Origin of the sequence: Ralstonia sp. 1138, from assembly GCF_040544795.1 — a bacterium.
Taxonomy (GTDB): domain Bacteria; phylum Pseudomonadota; class Gammaproteobacteria; order Burkholderiales; family Burkholderiaceae; genus Ralstonia; species Ralstonia flatus.
Map to the genome: position 1 here is coordinate 298152 of NZ_JBEPKQ010000004.1, position 20504 is coordinate 318655.

General features: G+C 63.1%; 18 protein-coding genes. 3 read left to right on the plus strand and 15 right to left on the minus strand.

Going from position 1 to position 20504, the window contains the following annotated elements; all coding sequences use genetic code 11:
• Positions 1-132: 132 nt before the first annotated feature.
• The 6 genes from ABIC76_RS18995 to ugpB form a co-directional block, all read right to left on the minus strand.
• Positions 133-2997, minus strand: a complete 2865-nt coding sequence (locus tag ABIC76_RS18995) for a 2-oxoglutarate dehydrogenase E1 component (RefSeq protein ID WP_027677595.1) — start codon at positions 2995-2997, stop codon at positions 133-135.
• Positions 2998-3288: 291 nt separating this feature from the next.
• Positions 3289-4041: a glycerophosphodiester phosphodiesterase gene (gene ugpQ, locus ABIC76_RS19000; protein WP_354534901.1), complete on the minus strand. Its 753-nt coding sequence runs from the start codon at positions 4039-4041 to the stop codon at positions 3289-3291.
• Positions 4038-5135: a sn-glycerol-3-phosphate import ATP-binding protein UgpC gene (locus ABIC76_RS19005; RefSeq protein ID WP_102067030.1), complete on the minus strand. Its 1098-nt coding sequence runs from the start codon at positions 5133-5135 to the stop codon at positions 4038-4040. The genes ugpQ and ABIC76_RS19005 overlap by 4 nt, the downstream gene beginning before the upstream one ends.
• Positions 5136-5145: 10 nt before the next feature.
• Positions 5146-5994 (minus strand): sn-glycerol-3-phosphate ABC transporter permease UgpE, encoded by an 849-nt coding sequence (gene ugpE / locus ABIC76_RS19010; protein ID WP_027677598.1) that lies wholly within the window; start codon positions 5992-5994, stop codon positions 5146-5148.
• A 17-nt stretch (positions 5995-6011) separates the two neighbouring features.
• Positions 6012-6893 (minus strand): sn-glycerol-3-phosphate ABC transporter permease UgpA, encoded by an 882-nt coding sequence (gene ugpA, locus ABIC76_RS19015; RefSeq protein WP_102067029.1) that lies wholly within the window; start codon positions 6891-6893, stop codon positions 6012-6014.
• A 76-nt stretch (positions 6894-6969) separates the two neighbouring features.
• Positions 6970-8286, minus strand: coding sequence for a sn-glycerol-3-phosphate ABC transporter substrate-binding protein UgpB (gene ugpB, locus ABIC76_RS19020; protein ID WP_027677600.1), 1317 nt, complete (start codon positions 8284-8286; stop codon positions 6970-6972).
• Positions 8287-8483: 197 nt separating this feature from the next.
• On the opposite strand from ugpB, the gene ABIC76_RS19025 reads away from it, so the two are divergent.
• Positions 8484-9377, plus strand: a complete 894-nt coding sequence (locus ABIC76_RS19025) for an HAD family hydrolase (RefSeq protein ID WP_354534902.1) — start codon at positions 8484-8486, stop codon at positions 9375-9377.
• Positions 9378-9543: 166 nt separating this feature from the next.
• Complete coding sequence (locus tag ABIC76_RS19030; RefSeq protein ID WP_354534903.1) at positions 9544-9873, plus strand: hypothetical protein; 330 nt, start codon at positions 9544-9546, stop codon at positions 9871-9873.
• Between the two features lie 116 nt (positions 9874-9989).
• On the opposite strand, the gene ntrC is transcribed toward ABIC76_RS19030, so the two are convergent.
• The 4 genes from ntrC to ABIC76_RS19050 all read right to left on the minus strand — a co-directional run bounded on the left by ntrC (position 9990) and on the right by ABIC76_RS19050 (position 14874).
• Positions 9990-11498 (minus strand): nitrogen regulation protein NR(I), encoded by a 1509-nt coding sequence (gene ntrC / locus ABIC76_RS19035; protein WP_027677602.1) that lies wholly within the window; start codon positions 11496-11498, stop codon positions 9990-9992.
• Positions 11499-11565: 67 nt separating this feature from the next.
• The gene (gene glnL / locus ABIC76_RS19040; RefSeq protein WP_354534904.1) at positions 11566-12768 is read right to left on the minus strand and encodes a nitrogen regulation protein NR(II); all 1203 of its coding nucleotides are present in this window, start codon (positions 12766-12768) and stop codon (positions 11566-11568) included.
• A gap of 7 nt (positions 12769-12775) precedes the next feature.
• Positions 12776-13300 carry a DUF4124 domain-containing protein gene (locus ABIC76_RS19045; protein WP_354534905.1) on the minus strand — a complete coding sequence of 175 codons (525 nt, stop codon included), beginning with the start codon at positions 13298-13300 and terminating at the stop codon, positions 12776-12778.
• 158 nt (positions 13301-13458) lie between these two features.
• Positions 13459-14874 (minus strand): 3-hydroxylaminophenol mutase, encoded by a 1416-nt coding sequence (locus ABIC76_RS19050; protein WP_027677605.1) that lies wholly within the window; start codon positions 14872-14874, stop codon positions 13459-13461.
• 454 nt (positions 14875-15328) lie between these two features.
• Between ABIC76_RS19050 and ABIC76_RS19055 the strand changes: the two genes are divergently transcribed.
• A complete protein-coding gene (locus ABIC76_RS19055; protein ID WP_102067026.1) occupies positions 15329-15805 on the plus strand; it encodes a rhodanese-like domain-containing protein in 477 nt (158 codons plus the stop codon).
• A gap of 11 nt (positions 15806-15816) precedes the next feature.
• Here ABIC76_RS19055 and ABIC76_RS19060 read toward each other — a convergent pair whose 3' ends face one another.
• From ABIC76_RS19060 to ABIC76_RS19080, 5 genes are all read right to left on the minus strand, one after another.
• The gene (locus tag ABIC76_RS19060; RefSeq protein ID WP_102067025.1) at positions 15817-16635 is read right to left on the minus strand and encodes a competence/damage-inducible protein A; all 819 of its coding nucleotides are present in this window, start codon (positions 16633-16635) and stop codon (positions 15817-15819) included.
• Positions 16636-16656: 21 nt separating this feature from the next.
• Positions 16657-17514: an EI24 domain-containing protein gene (locus tag ABIC76_RS19065; protein WP_354534906.1), complete on the minus strand. Its 858-nt coding sequence runs from the start codon at positions 17512-17514 to the stop codon at positions 16657-16659.
• A gap of 76 nt (positions 17515-17590) precedes the next feature.
• Positions 17591-18565, minus strand: coding sequence for a sterol desaturase family protein (locus tag ABIC76_RS19070; RefSeq protein ID WP_102067023.1), 975 nt, complete (start codon positions 18563-18565; stop codon positions 17591-17593).
• A gap of 1 nt (position 18566) precedes the next feature.
• Entirely contained in the window at positions 18567-19397 is an 831-nt protein-coding gene (locus tag ABIC76_RS19075) for a polysaccharide deacetylase family protein (protein WP_354534907.1), read from the minus strand.
• Positions 19398-19413: 16 nt separating this feature from the next.
• Positions 19414-20409, minus strand: coding sequence for a YVTN family beta-propeller repeat protein (locus ABIC76_RS19080; RefSeq protein ID WP_354534908.1), 996 nt, complete (start codon positions 20407-20409; stop codon positions 19414-19416).
• Positions 20410-20504: the final 95 nt, after the last annotated feature.

A 20504-nucleotide genomic window follows, 5' to 3' on the forward strand; every position in this document is an offset into this window, starting at 1 on the left:
CGGTGGTTCCTTGGATTCATGTGCACGTGCTCCTCTTGTGCGGGAGCCGCGCTAATTCGATATACGGTGGAATTCGGGAGCGAAGATGCGTCAAGGCGACAGCCGAAGCTGCCGCCCTGGTGCAGAGGTCGCTTACTTGTTCAGCACGAAGCCCTTGAGCTTGCCAAACGCGGCATCGATCAGCGCCTTCTGCTGCTCGTTGTGCTTCGCGTAGTAGCCCACGGCCGGCGATGCCGATGCCGGGCGGCCTGCGTAGCCCAGCTTCTGACCCTCGGTCATGTTCTCCAGGATGTAGTGCTGCACGAAGAACCAGGCACCCTGGTTCTGCGGCTCGTCCTGGCACCACACCACTTCAGCGAGGTTAGGATACTTCTTCAGCTCGGCTGCGAACGCCTTGTGCGGGAACGGATAGAGCTGTTCCACACGGATGATGGCCGTGTCGGTCAGGCCACGTTCCTTGCGGGCGTTGACCAGGTCGTAGTACACCTTGCCCGAGCAGGCCACGACGCGCTTGACCTTCGCGGCGTTCAGATCTTCGGCCGTATCGGCGATCACGGTCTCGAAATGGCCCTTGGCCAGATCCGACAGCGGCGACACAGCGTCCTTGCTGCGCAGCAGCGACTTCGGCGTCAGGATGATCAGCGGCTTGCGGAACATCCGGATCATCTGGCGACGCAGCAGGTGGAAGATCTGCGCCGGCGTGGTCGGCTGCACCACTTGCATGTTGTGGTCTGCGCAGAGCTGCAGGTAGCGCTCCAGGCGGGCCGAGCTGTGCTCCGGACCTTGCCCTTCGTAGCCGTGCGGCAGCATCAGCGTCAGACCCGAAGCGCGGCCCCACTTCACCTCGCCCGACGAGATGAACTGGTCGATCACGACCTGCGCACCGTTGGCGAAGTCACCGAACTGGGCTTCCCAGATCACCAGGGTGTTCGGCTCAGCCGACGAATAGCCGTACTCGAAGCCCATCACGGCTTCTTCCGACAGCACCGAGTCGATCACCGTAAAGGGCGCTTGGCTCTCCGACACGTTCTGCAGCGGGACGTAGCTACCGGCATCCCAACGCTCACGGTTCTGATCGTGCAGCACGGCGTGGCGGTGCGTGAACGTACCGCGGCCTGCGTCCTGGCCGGTAATACGCACCGGGTAACCCGATGCCACCAGCGATGCGAAGGCCAGGTGCTCGCCCATGCCCCAGTCCAGCGGCAGCTCGCCCTTGCCCATCTTGGCGCGGTTGTTGACGACGTTCTCAACCAGCGGGTGCAGCTTGAAGTGATCGGGGATGGCGGTGATGCGCTCGGCCAAACGCTTCAGTTCGGCCATCGGCACGGCCGTGTCGGCCGAATCCGTCCACTTGCGGTTCAGGAACGGCAGCCAATCCACCGCGAACTTGTTCTTGAAGTTCGACAGCACCGGGTCGACCGTGTGCTTGCCCGCATCCATGGCGGCGCGGAATTCCTGCACCAGGGCGTCCGGCTCTTCGGCCTTCAGCGTGTTTTGCGTAACCAGCTTGTCGGCGTAGAGCTTGCGCGTGCCGGGGTGCGTGCCGATCTTCTTGTACATCAGCGGCTGCGTCATCGCCGGCGTGTCCTGCTCGTTGTGGCCGAGCTTACGGAAGCAGATGATGTCGACCGCGATGTCCTTCTGGAACTCGGTACGGAAGTCCACGGCCAGTTGCATGGCCAGCACGACGGCTTCCGGATCGTCGCCGTTCACGTGCAGGACCGGCGCTTCGATCATCTTGACCACGTCGGTACAGTACAGCGTCGAGCGCGAGTCGCGCGGGTCCGACGTCGTGAAACCGATCTGGTTATTGATGACGATGTGGATCGTGCCGCCCGTGCCGTAACCACGCGTTTGCGCGAGGTTCAGCGTTTCCATCACGACGCCCTGGCCTGCGAAGGCCGCATCGCCGTGCACTTGCACAGCCAGCACCTGCGCGCCGTGCTTGTCGCCGCGACGCTCCTGACGTGCCTTGACCGAGCCTTCCACGACCGGGTTGACGATTTCCAGGTGCGACGGGTTGAACGCCAGCGACAGGTGGACGGGGCCGCCCGGGGTCGTCACGTCGCTCGAGAAGCCCTTGTGGTACTTCACGTCACCGGCCGGCAGGTCGTCCACGTGCTTGCCTTCGAATTCGGCAAACAGGTCCGCCGGCATCTTGCCCAGCGTGTTGACCAGCACGTTCAGACGGCCACGGTGGGCCATGCCGATCACGATTTCCTGCACGCCCTTGGCGCCGGCGTGCTGGATCAGTTCATCCATCGCCGCGATGAAGCTTTCGCCGCCTTCCAGCGAGAAACGCTTCTGACCGACGTACTTCGTATGCAGGAAACGCTCAAGGCCTTCAGCGGCCGTCAGGCGTTCGAGGATGTGCTTCTTCTTTTCAGCCGAGAACGTCGGCTTGGAGCGAATGGTTTCCAGACGCTCTTGCCACCAGCGCTTCTGCGCCTGGTCGCTGATGTACATGAATTCCGCGCCGATCGAACCGCAGTACGTTTCGCGCAGGTTGTTGAGCAGCTCGCGCAGGCTCATCGATTCCTTGCCGAAATACGTATTGCTGGCGTTGAAAACGATGTCCTGATCGGCTTCGGTGAAACCGTAGAAAGCCGGGTCCAGATCCGGAACCGGCGGGCGCTCCTGACGCTTGAGCGGGTCAAGATCGGCCCAACGCAGGCCCACATTGCGGTAGGCAGCCACCAGCTGCGTCGCCGCCACGCGCTTGCGACCCATATCAGAATCGGCAGACGCGACGATCGTGCGGATCGGGCCATGCTTGGCGCGCTCGGCGAACGAGGTGACGATGGGGGCGTGGGGGATATCCCGGGCGTTGGAACCGTCGACGGCGGGGACGTTCTGCAGCGCATCGAAGTACGCGCGCAGTGCCTCGCTAACGGACGTGGGATCTTGAAGATACGCTTCGTACTGATCTTCAACGTAGGCGGCGTTACCGCCGGACAGGTACGAAGTGTCCAGGTACTGCTTATACAGCTCTGTCATGGGGCGCTCACTTTTCTCCGGGTCTGCCGGAGTTCAGCGGGTTCATCAACCTTCCGCGACACGGCTTGACCGGTTAGCGGATCGCAAACTAAATCGCCTGAAATCACCTGGTCGGACCGGATCGCGCATGGCAGAAAGGAGGTACCGAGACAGCTTTTACAGACAAGTTGTGCGGGAAGGACCTAAGTCTTCACGGAGGGGAAGCATAGCATGTTTATAAGCAATATTCTGATTCTTTGACGTGACAAACGACCCTTGTTATGCCACGTCAAAGCCATGCTTCCATCACATTCAGGCGGGCGAAATACGGTCCACCCAATCGGTGATCAGGCCGTCCAGCCCCGCATTCCAGAGCAGGTGCGCGCGATCCACGTCGTTGACGGTATAGCAGCAGACGCGAAAGCCAGCGGCGTGTGCCTCGTCAATGATTTCGGGTGTCAGTTCGCGATGGTTGGCGTCGAGCGCAACACAATCCAATGCGCGCAGGCGATCGAGCCAATCGGCCGGCAACTTGTCGAGCAACAGCGCGCGTGGCAATTCCGGCACAGCCTCGCGCGCCGCAGCCAGCGCATCTTCGGAAAATGACGACAGCAGCGGCGGCACGTCGGCGCCGGCCCACAGCGTGCGGGCATCCAGCGCGACCGCTGCGCCGGTGCGCCACTCCGCGCCCGGCACCGGCTTGATCTCGATATTGGCCAGGAAACCGTTGGCGCGCAGGTAGCGGGCGATGGCCGCCAGCGTGGGCACGGGCTCGCCGGCGTAGGCCGGGCTGTGCCAGCTGCCCGCATCGAGTAGCGCGATCTGACCGAGCGTGAGCGCATCGAGGCGGCCGGCGCCGTTCGTGGTGCGATCCAGCGTGGCGTCGTGCAGCAGGACCGATGCGCCGTCGCCGGCGAGCTTCACGTCGAACTCGAACATGCGGTAGCCGAACGACGCGCCATGGCGGAACGCCGCGAGCGTGTTCTCGGGCGCCAGCTTGCCCGCGCCACGGTGCGCGATGGCACGCGGATACGGCCAGGCCGGCAAGGCGCGCGCGCCCGTCATGCCAGGGCCTCGATGCGGCGCGTGGATTGCGGATCGAACCAGTGCAGGTGCTCGGCCGAGGCGGTGATCGGCAGCTTGTCACCAGCCTTGACGCTGGCGTGCGGCTCAAGACGAACCACGACCGGATGACCGGCCAGCGTGCCATACGCAAATGCGTCCGCGCCGAGCGCTTCGACCACGCGTACGTCGATCAAGGCGATGGCTTGGTCAGCGGAGCATGGTTCGATGTGTTCGGGGCGCAAACCCATCAGCGCGCGCTCAGGCAGGTGCAGCCCCATCGGCAAGTGGCCGAGCGTGGCAGCTGCATCCCCCTGCTTCGCGCCATCCACCCGGATCTGCGTGTCGCCACCGGCGTTGCGCGACACAGGCACGAGGTTCATCGGCGGCGAGCCGATAAAACCGGCCACGAACGTGCTCGCCGGACGCGAGTACACCTCAAGCGGTGTGCCGATCTGCTCGACCCGGCCGCCGTTGAGCACCATCATGCGATCGGCCAGCGTCATCGCTTCGACCTGATCGTGCGTGACGTACAGGCTGGTCGTGCGCAAACGGCGATGCAGATCCTTCAGCTCCAGGCGCATCTGCACGCGCAGCTTGGCGTCAAGGTTGGAGAGCGGTTCGTCGAACAGGAACACGGCCGGCTCACGCACGATCGCGCGGCCCATGGCCACACGCTGGCGTTGACCGCCCGACAGCTGGCGCGGCTTGCGATCCAGCAGCTTGCCGAGTTCGAGAATGCCCGCGGCCTGCTCCACACGCGCTTGAATATCGGCCTTGGGCAAGCCGCGGATCTTCAGGCCGTAGGCCATGTTGTCGAACACGCTCATGTGCGGATACAGCGCGTAGTTCTGGAACACCATCGCGATATCGCGCTCGGCCGGCTCGAGTTCGTTGACGACGCGGTCGCCAATCCAAACCTCGCCGCCGGTAATGGGTTCGAGGCCCGCCACCATGCGCAGCAGTGTGGACTTGCCGCAGCCCGACGGGCCGACGATGACGATGAACTCCCCGTCGCCGATTTCCATGTCGATGCCGTGCACGACCTGGAGGTTGGCGTAGTGCTTCTGGACGTTGCGTAGCGAAAGTTTTGCCATCTTGCTTCTTTTACTTTTCGGTTTCGACGAGGCCCTTCACGAACCACCGCTGCATGCCGATCACGATTGCCGCGGGCGGCAGCATGGCCAGCATCACGGTGGCCATCAGCAGGTTCCAGTCGGTGGCGGAATCGCCGGAGCGCGAGATCATTTGCGTCACGCCCAGCACGATGGGGGTCATGTTCTTTTCCGTCGTGATCAACAGCGGCCAGAGGTACTGGTTCCAGCCGTAGATGAACTGGATCACGAACAGTGCCGCGATGCTGGTACGCGAAAGCGGCAGCACCACATCCCAGAAGAACTTGAGCGGCCCCGCGCCATCGATGCGCGCAGCTTCCGCCAGTTCATCGGGAATCGTCAGGAAGAACTGCCGGAACAGGAACGTTGCCGTGGCCGACGCGATGATCGGAATCGTCAGGCCCGCGTAGCTGTTCAGCATGCCAAGATCCGACACCACCTTGTACGTGGGCAGGATGCGCACTTCGACCGGCAGCATCAGCGTGACGAAGATGAGCCAGAAGAACGTCTTGCGCAGCGGGAACTTGAAATAGACGATCGCGAAGGCCGAGATGATGGAGATCGCGATCTTCCCGAGCGAGATGCCCAGCGCCATGATCAGGCTGTTCATGAGCATCGTGCCGACCGGCGTGGCCGAGTTGCCCATGCCCGACGTGAGCACCGTGCGGTAGTTTTCGATGAGGTGCGGACCGGGGATCAGCGTCATGGGCGCCTGCAGGACGTCTTCGGCCGTCAACGACGACGCGACGAACACGACGTACACCGGAAACGCCACGACGATCACACCGAGAATCAGCACGACGTGGGTGAGGAAGTCCAGGAACGGACGGCGTTCAATCATGGTGCGGTGCCCCCCTTTCAGTATTGGACTTTGCGTTCGACATAGCGGAACTGGACGATCGTCAGCACGATCACCAGGCCCATGAGGATCACCGACTGCGCCGCCGATCCACCGATATCGAGACCGCGCACGCCGTCTTGGTAGACCTTGAACACGAGCGTCTCCGTCGCTTTGAACGGGCCGCCTTGCGTGACCGAATCGATGATGGCAAAGGTATCGAAGAACGCGTACACGACGTTCACCACCATCAGGAAAAACGTGGTGGGCGACAGCAGCGGGAACACGATCGACCAGAAGCGCTTCCACGGCCCGGCGCCGTCAATGGCCGCCGCTTCGATCAGCGACTTCGGAATGCTCTGCAGCCCCGCCAGGAAGAAGAGGAAGTTGTAGCTGATCTGCTTCCACGCCGCGATGATCACCACCAGCGTCAGCGCCTGCCCGCCGTTGAGCACGAAGTTCCAGTCCACGCCCAACTTGCGGATCACGAACGAGACGATGCCCAGCGAGGGGTTGAAGAGAAAGCTCCACAGCACGCCTGCCACGGCCGGCGCAATGGCGTACGGCCAGATCAGCAGGGTCTTGTAGAACGTGGCGCCACGCAGCGCGCGATCGGCAAAGTACGCCAGCGCCAGCGAAGTGCCGAGGCCAACCAGCGCGACCCCGATGGCAAATACCGCGGTGGTCTTGAACGAGCCGAGATAGGTCGGATCGGCAAAGAGGTCGTGAAAGTTCTCCAGCCCCACGAATTCGAGGTTGATGCCGAAAGCATCCTGGCGCAGCAGCGACTGATACAGCGCCTGCCCCGCCGGCCAGAAGAAGAACACCAGAGTGATGACGATCTGCGGGGCCACCAGCACATACGGCAGCCAGCGCGATCGGAAAACGACGCGTTTTTCCATGCGACATTCCAAAAACGCACCGCCGGCCGGTGCAAGCGCACGAGGCCGGCGGTTTAGACGAGCGCTGAATCGGCGCTTATTCCTTGACGGTCTTTTCGAAGCGGACGAGCAGCTCGTTGCCGCGTGACACAGCCGTGTCCAGCGCTTCCTTCGGCGCCTTCTTGCCGGCCCAGACGGATTCCAGCTCTTCGTCGATCACCTGGCGGATCTGCGGGAAGTTGCCCAGACGGATGCCGCGCGACTTGTCGGTGGTCTTGACGATCATCTGCTTAACGGCCACGTCGGCGCCCGGGTTCTTCTCATAGAAACCGGACTTCTTCGTCAGCTCATACGCTTCCAGCGTCACGGGCAGATAACCCGTCGACTGGTGCCAGTCGGCCTGCACTTCCGGACGCGACAGGAACGTAAAGAACTTCGCTACGCCCTTGTACTCCTCGGCCTTGTGACCGCCCATCACCCACAGCGAAGCGCCGCCGATGATCGTGTTCTGCGGGGCACCCGCCACGCCGGCTTCGTACGGCAGCGGCGCGGGGCTGAAGTTGAACTTGGCGTTCTTGCGGATGTTCGCCAGCGCTGCCGACGAACCCGTGTGCATGGCGCACTCGCCGGCGATGAACTTCGCCTTCGGCTCGTCCTTGCGGCCGGCGTAGGTGAAGTAGCCCTTCTTCTGCATGTCGAGCAGGTTCTCGATGTGCTTGATCTGCACCGGACCATTGAAGTTCAGGCGAGCCTTGGCACCGCCAAAACCGTTGTTCTCGGTGGCGAACGACACGTTGTGCCACGCCGAGAAGCTCTCCAGATGCACCCACGACTGCCAGTCGGTCGTGTAGCCGCAAGCCACGCCGGCTGCCTTCAGCTTGGCCGCGTCGACAGCCACTTCCTGCCACGTTGCGGGCGGCTTGTTCGGGTCAAGGCCGGCCTTCTTGAAGGCGTCCTTGTTGTAATACATGATCGTCGTCGAGCTGTTGAACGGGAACGACAGCATCTCGCCCTTGTTCGACGTGTAATAACCCGCCACGGCCGGCACGTAGGCCTTCGGGTCAAACTTCTCGCCGGCGTCTTTCATGATTTTGGCGACCGGCACGATGGCGCCCTTGGCGTTCATCATCGTCGCGGTACCGACCTCGAACACCTGCAGAATGGCCGGTGCATTGCCGGCGCGGAAGGCTGCGATGCCCGCAGCCAGCGATTCATCGTACTGGCCCTTGTAGACCGGCACGATCTTGTAGTCGGACTGGCTGGCGTTGAACTTGGTGGCGATCTCGTTCACCTTGTCGTTCAAGGCGCCTTCCATCGAATGCCACCACTGGATTTCCGTCACTGCGTACGCGCCCTGCGCAAACGTACACGCGGCCAGTACTGCTGCGGCCCCCGCAATCTTCTTGATCGACATCATTTCTCCTTGTTTCGACCCGGCGGGCTCCCTCGCTCCGCCCACGGCGCGCCGACTGTAAATGCACGGTCGGTCATTTTTATGACAGCGGGATGTTACTTGGCTTTCAGTCACAAAGAAATCGGGAAATCCCTCCAAGGTTTGGCTTGCAACGGCCGTTAAAATGGATTGAAGACACTCTCTATTGCACCCGCAGCATGCTCGCCCCACCCGCCACTCCTGCCGCTCCGGACTCGCCTGAAACCACGCCGGTCATCGCCGAACGACGTGTTCCGCTGCCCCTGCATCAGCTCCCGGATGATGCACTGCGCAATATCACCGGCGTCTTCACCGACGTCGATGGAACCCTCACCACGCGGGGGAAGCTTCCTGCGCAGACCTACTCCGCGTTGGAGCGCCTGCATCGCGCCGGCATCAAGGTCGTGCCGGTCACGGGACGGTCGATTGCCTGGTGCGAAGTCATTGCGCGGCTGTGGCCTGTCGATGCCGTGATCGGCGAAAACGGCGCGTTTGCCATGCGCGTCGATTCGCGCGGGCATCTGGCGACCGATTTTGTCGACGACGCCCAAACACGCGCACGCAATCTGGAGCGCATTCGTGAAGTGGGTGCGGAGATCCGGCGCGCAGTGCCGGGCTCAGCCCTGGCGACGGACCAGGCGTGGCACGCTGCCGATCTGGCTGTCGATCATGCCGAGCAAGTCCCGCCGCTGCCGCAGCACGCCGTACAGCACATCGTCGACATCATGCGTACGCACGGGATGCATGCCACCGTCAGCTCGATCCACGTCAACGGCTGGTTCGGCAAGCACGACAAGCTGAGCGCCAGCGTGTCGCTCGCACGCCGCGCATTCGGCCTGGACCTGCATGCCGAGCGCGACCGTTGGGTGTTCGTAGGCGACTCCGCCAACGATGCGGCAATGTTCGAGTTCTTCCCACTTTCGGTGGGCGTGGCCAATGTACTGGACGTGATCGATACGCTGCCCATGCCACCGGCGTACCTCACCGAGGCCGAAGGCGGCGGCGGCTTTGCCGAAGTCGCCGAGCGCATCCTTGAGGCACGCTCCCTGGCGCTGCCCGCCCCGCGCAACTGACACGGCAGCCTCACAGCACGATAGAAGCCCCGCTCCTGCGCCGCTTGCCGCACGCGGCACGTCGCTTGCGCCGAAATTGGGCGTTGCACCGCCTTGCGCCATGTGACCGCCTCATAACGGTGCATGCGGCGCCAACGCCTTTTCACGCAACCGACAGGAGCCCTCTATGCAAACAGAGAAACTGCGCCAGCGTTTTGAACATGCGGAAAGCACCATCGCGGAACTGGCCCGGACCTGCGCCTCGCACAAGGATGTGCCCGATTCGCTGAAGCAATCGATCCAGCAGTTGGATGACCAGGCGCGCCAGTGCCACTCGCGCCTCGAAGGCGCTGAAGACCAGCAGACCTTCGTCGAAGCCATCGACAAGCTCGAGGCGTATTCCGACCGCGCGAAGATGGCCTGCCAGAACGCCTCCGGCAAGGTAGACCAGTCCGTGGAATCTGCCGTGATGCGCGCCCACGAAGAGTTGTCCCAGTTCAAGCACAAGCTGCATTAAGCGCGACAAGCGTCCGCGGCGCACAAAAAAAGGGGCGGACTCCCGTATCGGAAATCCGCCCAATCCCAATCGCCAAGCTCGACGATATTCGGTGGACCGGCCTTGCTGACGGTGCGTCAGTCGAAGCCCAGCTCCTGCAATTTGCGCGTGATGGTGTTGCGCCCAATGCCCAGCCGCGTTGCGGCCTCAACACGGCGACCGCGCGTGACACCAAGCGCAGCCTCGAGGATCGCCTTCTCAAAGCGACGCGTCAGCGCGTCCATGACGTCAGGCTGCCCCGCTTCCAGCATGGCCTTGGCCTCGCCGGCAAGCGCCCGCTCCCACCCAGCCGCAATCGACGCGCCCACGGAAGTCGTGGAGAGCAGCGTGTCGACCGACGGCGCAACACCATAAGGTTCGCCACCCAGCGAAGGCTCGCCGACAAAGGCTGGGCGCGCTGCGGTGTCGCCCATGGTCGGCAGCATCTGCGCATTGCCGCGCACCAGGTCGGCGGGCAAGTCCTTGGCTTCGATGGTCTGCGCCGGCGCCATCACGGTCAGCCAGTTGCAGAGGTTTTCGAGTTGCCGCACGTTGCCGGGGAACGGCAGCGTGGCGATATGTGCGAGCGCATCGTCCGACATGCGCTTGGGCTCCACGCCCAGTTCCTTGGCGCTCTTCTGCAGGAAATGGCGCGCCAGCAGCGTGATGTCTTCCGGGCGCTCGCGCAGCGCGGGCAAGCGCAGACGGATCACGTTCAGGCGGTGGAACAAGTCCTCGCGGAACAGGCCGTCCTTGACCCGTGTTTCAAGATTCTGGTGCGTAGCCGCAATGACGCGCACGTTGGCCTTGAGCGGGTTGTGACCACCCACGCGATAGAAATGCCCATCCGAGAGCACGCGCAGCAACCGCGTCTGCAGATCGAACGGCATGTCCCCGATTTCATCAAGGAACAGCGTGCCGCCCTCGGCTTGTTCGAAGCGCCCGCGGCGCATGGTCTGCGCGCCCGTGAACGCGCCGCGCTCGTGGCCGAACAGTTCGGATTCGAGCAGGTCTTTCGGAATCGCCGCCGTGTTCAGCGCGATGAAGGGGCCGCTCGCGCGCGGGCTGTGCTTATGCAGCGCCCGGGCCACCAGCTCCTTACCCGTGCCGGATTCACCGGTGATCAGCACGGTCACGTTCGACTGCGACAGCCGCCCGATCGCGCGGAACACGTCCTGCATGGCCGGCGCCTGACCGAGAATCTCGGGCGCATCGCTCAGGCGATCGTCGATTTCCTCCTCGCGCAGGCTCTCTTCCAGCGCGCGGCGGATCAGTTCAACCGCACGATCCACGTCGAACGGCTTGGCGAGATATTCGAACGCGCCGCCCTGGAACGCCGCCACGGCGCTGTCCAGGTCCGAATACGCGGTCATGATGATGACCGGCAGGCCGGGGTGCTTAGCCTTGATGGCCTGCAGCAGATCCAGCCCCGAGCCGCCCGGCATGCGGACGTCGGAAATCAGGACTTGCGGTGTTTCTTCATCGAGCGCGTTGAGCGCGTCGCGCACGTTGGTAAAGCTGCGCGAAAGCAGGCTCTCACGTGCCAGTGCCTTCTCGAGGACCCAGCGGATGGATTGATCGTCGTCGACTATCCAGATTGGCTTCATGTGTTGGTTCGTCTGCTTGACTTCGTCTCGCCTGGGCCTTCTCGCGCCGCGTCGTTGAAGCGACGCTTCAGTGCAGCGGCACGAGAATGCGGAAATCCGTCTGGCCTGGCCTACTCTCGCATTCGATCAGACCATCGTGCTGCTGCACGAACGTCTGCGCGAGTGTCAGGCCCAGCCCACTTCCCCCCTCCCTTCCTGACACCAGCGGGAAGAAGATTCGCTCGCGGATGTCGTCCGGGATACCAGGACCGTTGTCCACTACATGCAAGTCCAATGCCAGCTTGTAAAGACGTTTTGCAATCGTAACTTTGCGCGCCACGCGCGTGCGCAGAATGATTTCGCCGTCTCCCTGCGCAATCCGGGCACCCAGCGCATGCGCCGCGTTGTGGACGATGTTGAGCACCGCCTGGATGAGCTGCTCCTTGTCACCGCGAAACTCCGGCAGGCTCGCGTCGTAGTCGCGCACGATATGCAGGCCCTGGGGGAACTCCGCCAGCACCACCGAGCGCACGCGCTCCAGCACCTCATGGATGTTCACATCGCCAACGATGTGCGGATGCCGGTGTGGTTCCAGCAGGCGGTCGACCAGCGTCTGCAGGCGGTCGGATTCCTTGATGATGACTTGTGTGTACTCGCGCAGCGAACGCTCCGGCAGCTCGAACTCCAGCAACTGCGCGGCGCCCCGGATGCCGCCCAACGGATTCTTGATCTCGTGCGCCAGATTGCGGATCAGCTCTTTGTTGGCGGAGGTCAGGTCCAGCAAGCGCTCCTCGCGCTCGCTGCGGATCTTCTGCTCGTTGGGCAGCAGCTCAAGCAGCACCGATGCCGGCGCAAAGTCGAGTGCGCCCACAACGGCATGCGCGTGCAGCGGTTCGTGGCCCACGCGCTCGAGCGAGACATCACGCCGCTTGGCATCGAACTGGCGAACCGCCACGGTGGCGATCATCTCGCCCAGTTCAGACGGATCGGCAAACAGCTCGAACAGCGACATCTCCACCAGCTGGCGGCGAGACACGGCCAGGGCGGCTTCAGCGGCGGGGTTGGCGTAGAAGATCGTCAGCGCCGGGTGGCGGACGAAGAGGATGGGATTGGGCACCGCATCGAGCCCAGGAAACGACGGCGGTGCACCATGTGAAAACGGAATGGGCGGCGGCCCGTCGATGGGCTCGCTTCCGAACGCCTCGCGCGTAGAGGCGGAGGTTGACGGCGCAGATGGCGTCGTCTGTTCCTGTTCATCGCGGCGTGCCGCTTTGCGGATCAGTCGACGCATCGTTTACCTACTCCTTGAGATTGCCCAGCTCCCGGCGGATGGAATCGACATTGGCTTGACTGCGTTCGATGTCGCCCTTCAACTGCGCGGTGCGGTCCAGATACTTCTGATAGTTACGTTCGTTGCCCTGGCGCTCGGGCTGACCGTTGTTGTATTCGGTCTTCAACGCCTGGAGCTTGCGCTCCTCGTCTGCCAGCTCGGCCTCCAGCACCTGGCGGCGTTCGCCGTCACGCGCCTTCTGCGTGGCGTTGTCCACGCGAGGGAAGCCACCACCTGCATTGTTTTGCGCCGGTGCCGGTGCCGCCCCGGCGCTGCGCGGGCTGCGCGTGCCAGGCACGGTCACCACATCGGGCAGTGTCAGCTTCTTGCAGCCTTTCACGTTGCCGCTGTTGCGGTACTCCGGCACGCCGTTCGGGCCGGTGCACAGATAGACGTCATCAGCATACGCGGGCACCTGCGCGGACAGCGTGGCAAACACCGCCGCAGCGGCGGCAAGCAGTCCGGATGCGATGCGTGGGGAAGGACGGAACATGAATGGAACCTGGCGGATACGTCGATCGGGCGCCGGAGTCCGGCGGACGATCATTCTAGCCACAAAACCCCGCTTCATAAAAAGGAAGGGCGACCTGCGCCGCCCCTCCTCTCACAACCGTCTCTTCGCCCCGACACATCGCTCGGGGCGCTCGCAGATTACAGCGAGTAGTACATCTCGAACTCGAGCGGGTGCGTCGTCATGCGGAAGCGCGTGACTTCTTCCATCTTCAGCTCGATGTAGGCGTCGAGCATGGCGTTGGAGAACACGCCACCACGGGTCAGGAATTCGCGGTCCTTGTCCAGGTACTCGAGGGCCTGATCCAGGCTCGAGCACACGGTCGGGATCTTTGCGTCTTCTTCCGGCGGCAGGTCGTACAGGTTCTTGTCGGCAGCTTCGCCCGGGTGGATCTTGTTCTGCACGCCATCCAGACCGGCCATCAGCAGTGCCGAGAAGCCCAGGTACGGGTTCATCAGCGGATCCGGGAAGCGGGTTTCGATACGACGGCCCTTCGGGTTCGCAACGTACGGAATACGGATCGAAGCCGAACGGTTACGTGCCGAGTAAGCCAGCTTGACCGGAGCTTCGAAGCCCGGCACCAGGCGCTTGTACGAGTTCGTACCCGGGTTGGTCAGGGCGTTCAGCGCGCGGGCGTGCTTGATGATGCCGCCGATGTAGTACAGCGCGAATTCCGACAGACCAGCGTAGCCATTGCCTGCGAACAGGTTCTGGCCGTCCTTCCACACCGACTGGTGAACGTGCATGCCCGAACCGTTGTCGCCCACGACCGGCTTCGGCATGAACGTGGCGGTCTTGCCGTAGGTGTGCGCAACGTTCTGGATCACGTACTTCTGCAGTTGCGTCCAGTCGGCGCGTTGCACCAGCGTGCTGAACTTCGTGCCGATTTCGTTCTGGCCTTGGCCTGCCACTTCGTGGTGGTGCACTTCAACCGGAATGCCCAGCGATTCCAGGATCAGGCACATTTCCGAGCGCATGTCTTGGAACGTATCGATCGGGGCGACCGGGAAGTAGCCGCCCTTCTTGCCCGGACGGTGGCCCGAGTTGCCGTGTTCGAAGTCCTTGCCCGACGACCACGGAGCTTCTTCGGAATGGATCTTCACGAAGCAGCCCTGCATGTCGATGTTCCAGGTCACGCCGTCGAAGATGAAGAATTCGGGTTCCGGACCGAAGTAGGCGGTGTCGCCCAGGCCGGTGCTCTTCAGGTAGGCCTCAGCGCGCTTGGCGATCGAGCGCGGGTCGCGGTCGTAGCCCTTGCCGTCCGACGGCTCGACCACATCGCAGGTCAGCACCAGGGTCGGCTCTTCGTAGAACGGGTCGATGTGTGCGGTGTTTGCATCCGGCACCAGCAGCATGTCCGACGCTTCGATGCCTTTCCAGCCGGCGATCGACGAACCGTCGAATGCGTGGCCGCTTTCGAACTTGTCTTCGTCGAAGTGCGAAACGGGGACCGAGACGTGTTGCTCCTTACCCTTGGTATCGGTGAAGCGGAAATCGACGAACTTGACGTCGTTTTCCTTCACGAGCTTCATCACGTCTGCAATGCTTTGGGACATGCCATTCTCCTGGTAGCGCATTAACGCAAATCATTGTGAGCCGGTTGTGTGACGGATCGCTGCGACCGCCCTCACTCCGAAACATCTTCTTTCCAGCAAGACCGTCCGACACAAACGGACGCCCCCGAAAAAGACCGCGGGAATCTTAGCAGAAACCATGCCAATTCCTGATCGGCAAGGGGCATGCACTCCCGCAAACAGTGCAGGGCTGCGCCAACCCATGTCTGACACGGTGCGCGGCCCTCCCAGACCGCCGGACTGGCGTCGTCACGACTGGCCCCGAGAAGGGCTGAAGCTGTCCTAGCAGAATAGTCAACGCACCGAATAAGTGCAGAAAAACCCGTTGAGCACTGAATACGTGCATTAATGGTGCAACCGCACCAAACCAGGGATTTTCGCCCGTGCCCTGTGACGGCGGCGCTAAAATGTTTGTTTCCCATTTCCCCACATCGCCATGACCGCCACCACGCTCACCCGCGAGTCCCTGCTGGAAGCCGCCGCTGCTCGCCGCGAGGCTGATCAGCTGCCGTACTTCGGCGCGCTGTCGCCACAAGAAGCCGCCGCCCTGCTCGCCGCGGACCCGCAAGCGCGCCTCGTGGATGTGCGCACGCGCGCAGAACTGGACTGGGTGGGCACGCCCGACGTTTCGCCAGGCCAGTTCGTGCATGTGGAGTGGAATCAGTATCCGGGCGGCGTGCGCAATGCCAACTTCCTCAGCGCGCTGGAAGCCGTCGTACCGAAGGATGCTCCCGTGCTGTTCCTGTGCCGCAGCGCGGCGCGCTCCAAGCACGCTGCGGCGGCAGCCGCGCAGGCCGGCTACGCGGTCGCGATGGATGTGCTGGAAGGTTTTGAGGGCGCTAAAGACACCGAAGGCCATCGCAAGACCGTGGAAGGCTGGTGCTTCCGGGGCCTGCCCTGGCACGGCGCCTGACGAAAACAGCCTCAGGAACCGGCGGGTGCGCCCGCCTCGAAGATTTCTCCGCCCAGCGCCAACGCGCCCTCGCGCAGCATCACATAGGCGCGCGCCACGGCCTCCGGTGAACCCTTTACGCCCAGGTCGATGTGCGAGCGGGCATAGCGCTCCCCGCGCGCCGCGTCGCCCACGCTGGGCAGGCTGAAGACCTTCACGCCATCGAACTCTGCTTCGATGCGCTCCATCAGCGGCGTGAGCCGCGACTCCGGCAGGCCGAACACCAGGAACGAGCGCTCCTCGCGCGGCGCGCGGTGGAATTGATCGGCGTAATAGGTGTCGAGCACCCACTCCATCATCGGCCACGCCATCACCGGGAAGCCCGGCATGAAATGGTGATGCGCGACCGAGAAACCGGGGATGCGGTTATAGCTGTTCGGGATGATGCGCGCGCCCTGCGGAAACTCGCCCATCTTGAAGCGGTGCTGGTTTTCGGGCGTTGAGACATCCGCCTTGACCGGGTCGCCGTTGGCCGACTCGATGATGCGCAGCGTGATCTGCTCGCGCGCTTCCGGATGCAGCTCCAACGGCACGCCCAGCGCAGCCGCGGCGCATTGGCGCGTGTGGTCATCGGGCGTGGCGCCAATGCCGCCGGTGCAGAACACCACGTCATCGCTGGCGAACGTCCGCTTGAGTACGCTCGTGATGCGCGCTGGCTGGTCGCCGACGTACTCGGCCCACTCCAACGCCAGGCCGCGCTCGCCGAGCACTTCGATCAGCTTGCGCAGATGTTTGTCTTCGCGGCGGCCGGAGAGAATCTCGTCGCCGATGATGATCATGCCGAAAGCCATGTCAGTTCCGATGGTTTCTGATTATTCGCGAGGCAGTTCGATGGTCGTGACCTCGATGACGCTGGCCTCGACCATGCGCGCAGGCGGCGCTTCGGCTCGCAGACGCGTCAGCGCACGCAAGCAGAAATGGCCGAACCACAGCGCCGAGAAAATAAAGATCAGCACATACAGCCAGATGACGGCGATGGCGATGATCGGGAACAGCACAATCGTCACCACCGACGAGACCCACAGCAGCGTCGGCGCCGAGCCCAGCATGCCGACGGCCACGCCGATGCCGAGGAGCGGCAGCCGATAGCGCTGCATGATCGCGCGGCGCTCGTCCGCGGTGGCGTGATCAGCGAGCGCGTCGTACGTCATCAAGCGGTATGTAAGCCAACCCCACAGCAGCGGCGGGATCAGCGCAAAGAACGGCGGGATCAGCCACAACGGCAGCGTAACGATGGCCACGAGAATGACCACCAGCGTGCATAGCAGCGCATGCGTCAGGCTGCCCAGCACCGAGCCGCCCTTGCGACGCTCAAGCTGCGGATAACTGCGATCAAGAAAACGCATGACCACCGGCACCGACGCCACGCTCACCAGCACGAGAATCGACACGACAATCACCGGCACGAGCAAGGTGATCACCAGCAGTGGCGCGATGGCCGACCACAACCCTGCCATGCCGATGGCGTTGAGGCCGCTCTTGATCCAGCCCATGAAGGCCCAGCCTTCCACGGCGTTGCGGGCCATGCCGTTCATGGCATCCCAGCCGAAATACAGCACCCCGCCCCAGACAACCACAGCCACGACGAACGGCATGACGGTCAGGAACAGCATGCGCGGATGCAGTTGCGAGAGCAGCGCGCGGCCAAATGAGCGAATCAGGTCGTTCATGCAGAAGTCGGAAAATCGGGGAGCGGACAGCCTAGCACAGCGTGCGGAAATACCGCAGGCGCCGCCCGCGACGGTCTCAGGCGCGACCGAACAGGCGCTTGACGCCGAGCCACTGCTGACGCAGCACACCGCGCCCGTAGTCGCGCGAGCGCCCATGCGGCGCGGGAAGCTGATCGCGGATACCGGTGGCGTGGTACTCGGGCGAGAAGATGGCGGTGCCGAACAGCATGTCCCACCACGGGAACAGCACGCCAAAGTTGCAGCCGCCCAGCACGCCAGGCTTACCCGGCACTTCATGCCCCAGCCCAATCGCGTGATGCAAGCGATGGAAGCGTGGCGAGATCAGCAGCCGGTCGCCGAGCCACCCGAAATGCAACCGCACGTTGGCGTGCTGAAGACTCTGCAGCAATTGCGAAATGGCAACCAACAGCACGTACTGCGAAGGTTCGACCCCGATGACGAGCGCCGCGATGGCAAACACCGCACCACGCAGCACATCGTCGAGGATGTGGTTGCGGTCATCGGACCACAGCGTCATCTGCTGCTGACTGTGATGCAGCGAATGCAGGTTCCACCACCAGTGGAACTTGTGCGACAGGCGGTGATACCAGTAGTCGAGCAGGTCGAACAACACCAGGTAGATCAGAAAGCTGACGACAGCGACGGACGTGACGCCGGGCCACCAGTCTTCGACGTTCAAATGCGCCCAGCCCCAGAAACGCAGCTTGCCGTCGAGGTCGTCGATCAGCGGCTGCAGCGTGAAAAACATCAGCAGCGGGAAGAAACCCAGGCGGTGAAAGAGTGTGTAGAAGATGTCGGCGCGCACGGCCTTGCGGTCTTGCAGCGGCTCCACCGGACGCCAGCGCTCCAGCGGGCGGAAGATCAGCAGCAACACCGCAATCTGCACCAACCCCATCAGCAGCCACTCGGTGCCGGGGTAGGCATCTTCGACGTAACCGCCCAGGCCGACGGCATAGGTGATCGGCATCACGACGTGCTGGAAGAGCACATCCTGCGCCTGCGTGAAGGTGTCGGCGATCCAGTCGAACATGTCAGCGTGCCGCTGTGTGTGCCGGGTGGGCAGCAAACCAGGCCTGGTACTGCGGATGATCGCGCAGCGTAGCGAAGCAGAAGCCCTTGCGCTCCAGACCGGCGATCAGCGGCTCCAGGTCGGCTGGCGCCCACGGATCCTTGCGCGACCAGATGCCCAGATGCGCCATGGTGATGTCGCCGTCGCGCAGGCCGGACAGCGCCTTCTGCAAGAGCGCTTCGTTGGGATAACGCTCCGACGGCAACTCATCGCCCAGGAAACCGGCAGGCGCCCAGGCCACGTGGGCGAACCCACATTGCTTGGCCCAAGCTTCGGTCGTGGCCGAAAGATGACCTCCCGGCGCACGCCACAGCGCGTCCATCGGCTGACCGGTCATGGTCTTGAAGCGCTCGGCGCTGCGTTTCAGCTCCGCACAGAATTCAGGCTCGCCCCACACGACATTGCGTCCGCCCTGTTCGCCAAACTGCGGGCGGAAGCGGACCTTGCCTGCACCCGCCTCGCCCTTGTAGTAGACGTGATCGAAGGTGTGTGTGCCGAAGGCGTGGCCGTCTGCGGCGAGCGATTTCCAATACGGCGCCCAGCCTTCATCCAGCGTGCTGTCGCCGTGGATGGTCTTTTCGTTGGCCAGGAAGAACGTGGCGCGGATGCGATGGCGACGCAGCGTATCGGCAATCAACTGCGCCTGGCTCATGCTGCCGGTGTCGAATGTCAGATAGACGGTGCCCTTGCACGCACCGGCATTCACCCCACCGGGCGCAGCCGTGGCCAATGCGCACAGCGCCAGCACAGCCATGGCAGCTGCAGCGCGCAACATCGACAGGCGGGATTTCATCGTCGTTTCGTGACGCTCAAATCAGCGGAGCGCGCGTGCGGAAGTAAATACCGTGCGGCGAGCGCCCAACCTTGATTTCTTCCACCACCTTGCGGCTTGCCACGTCGACAATCGCCACACGCTTCGCCCAGCGGCAGGTCACCCACAGTTGCTTGCCGTCAGCGGTCAATTCCATATCGTCGGGGCCGGGCGGCAGGCCGGTGATGTCGCCCACCTTGGTCAGCGTTTGCTGATCGATGATGCTGATCGTGCCCGACACGCGGTTCGACAGGAACAGGTGGCGCTTGTCGCCCAGCGCACGGAAGTTGTGCGCACCCTTGCCGGTGGGGATGCGCTTCACGCTGGTGCGGGTGTGCCAGTCGATCACTTCGACGTAATCGGCGCCGGTCATGCCGACCAGCAGGTATTTCTGGTCAGTCGTCACCCACACGCCGGCCGGCGCGGAGCCAATCGTCATGCGCCACATCACGTTCTGCGTGGGCAGATCGATGGCCATCACCTCGTTGGAATCCTGCACGGTGACGAACGCGATCTTGCTGTCGGCGGTAAAGGCAATGTGGCTGGGCGTCTTGGCCGCCGGAATCTGTTTGGCGATGGTCAGCGCATGGCCGTCCCAACGGTAAACGTCAATGCGGTCGAGCCGGTTGCCCGTGGTCAGAAACCACTTCTGGTCAGGCGAGAAGCCGATCTGGTAAGGATCGTCGATGCGCGGCACGCGCTGCTGAATCTTGCCCGTGACAGGGTCGAGGAACACCAGGTCGTTGCCGACGGCGTTCGCGACGATCAACGACTTTTCGTCGGGCGTGGCGATCAGGTGATGCGGCTCCTTGCCGATCGGGAACGTCTCGAGCACCTTGCGGGTGTCCTTGTCGATCAAAGAGACGCTTGCGTCGCCCGAATTGAGCACGGTGACGACTTCGGCACGCGCCGTATGCGCTGCCAGAAGCGCAGCGGCCGACAGGACCAGCGTGGAGAACCAACGGGGGGCAAACGAGGCGCGCGAGGCAGACATAACGAGAAGATTCAGCAACTTAGCCAGCCATTCTAACGCTGCCGTTTAGGCCATCGCTGACACAAATCAAAAAAAGAAAGCGGGAACTTTCTCAG

What these genes read in the sequence shown, in the direction of transcription:
- ugpB (WP_027677600.1), bottom strand. Translation starts at nt 8,286, where the DNA reads ATGTCGATCAAGAAGATTGCGGGGGCCGCAGCAGTACTGGCCGCGTGT.
- glnL (WP_354534904.1), bottom strand. Translation starts at nt 12,768, where the DNA reads ATGCGTCGACTGATCCGCAAAGCGGCACGCCGCGATGAACAGGAACAG.
- ABIC76_RS19045 (WP_354534905.1), bottom strand. Translation starts at nt 13,300, where the DNA reads ATGTTCCGTCCTTCCCCACGCATCGCATCCGGACTGCTTGCCGCCGCT.
- ABIC76_RS19055 (WP_102067026.1), top strand. Translation starts at nt 15,329, where the DNA reads ATGACCGCCACCACGCTCACCCGCGAGTCCCTGCTGGAAGCCGCCGCT.
- ABIC76_RS19065 (WP_354534906.1), bottom strand. Translation starts at nt 17,514, where the DNA reads ATGAACGACCTGATTCGCTCATTTGGCCGCGCGCTGCTCTCGCAACTG.
- ugpQ (WP_354534901.1), bottom strand. Translation starts at nt 4,041, where the DNA reads ATGACGGGCGCGCGCGCCTTGCCGGCCTGGCCGTATCCGCGTGCCATC.
- ABIC76_RS19075 (WP_354534907.1), bottom strand. Translation starts at nt 19,397, where the DNA reads ATGAAATCCCGCCTGTCGATGTTGCGCGCTGCAGCTGCCATGGCTGTG.
- ugpE (WP_027677598.1), bottom strand. Translation starts at nt 5,994, where the DNA reads ATGATTGAACGCCGTCCGTTCCTGGACTTCCTCACCCACGTCGTGCTG.
- ABIC76_RS19005 (WP_102067030.1), bottom strand. Translation starts at nt 5,135, where the DNA reads ATGGCAAAACTTTCGCTACGCAACGTCCAGAAGCACTACGCCAACCTC.
- ABIC76_RS19080 (WP_354534908.1), bottom strand. Translation starts at nt 20,409, where the DNA reads ATGTCTGCCTCGCGCGCCTCGTTTGCCCCCCGTTGGTTCTCCACGCTG.
- ABIC76_RS19050 (WP_027677605.1), bottom strand. Translation starts at nt 14,874, where the DNA reads ATGTCCCAAAGCATTGCAGACGTGATGAAGCTCGTGAAGGAAAACGAC.
- ugpA (WP_102067029.1), bottom strand. Translation starts at nt 6,893, where the DNA reads ATGGAAAAACGCGTCGTTTTCCGATCGCGCTGGCTGCCGTATGTGCTG.
- ABIC76_RS19070 (WP_102067023.1), bottom strand. Translation starts at nt 18,565, where the DNA reads ATGTTCGACTGGATCGCCGACACCTTCACGCAGGCGCAGGATGTGCTC.
- ABIC76_RS19025 (WP_354534902.1), top strand. Translation starts at nt 8,484, where the DNA reads ATGCTCGCCCCACCCGCCACTCCTGCCGCTCCGGACTCGCCTGAAACC.
- ABIC76_RS18995 (WP_027677595.1), bottom strand. Translation starts at nt 2,997, where the DNA reads ATGACAGAGCTGTATAAGCAGTACCTGGACACTTCGTACCTGTCCGGC.
- ABIC76_RS19060 (WP_102067025.1), bottom strand. Translation starts at nt 16,635, where the DNA reads ATGGCTTTCGGCATGATCATCATCGGCGACGAGATTCTCTCCGGCCGC.
- ntrC (WP_027677602.1), bottom strand. Translation starts at nt 11,498, where the DNA reads ATGAAGCCAATCTGGATAGTCGACGACGATCAATCCATCCGCTGGGTC.
- ABIC76_RS19030 (WP_354534903.1), top strand. Translation starts at nt 9,544, where the DNA reads ATGCAAACAGAGAAACTGCGCCAGCGTTTTGAACATGCGGAAAGCACC.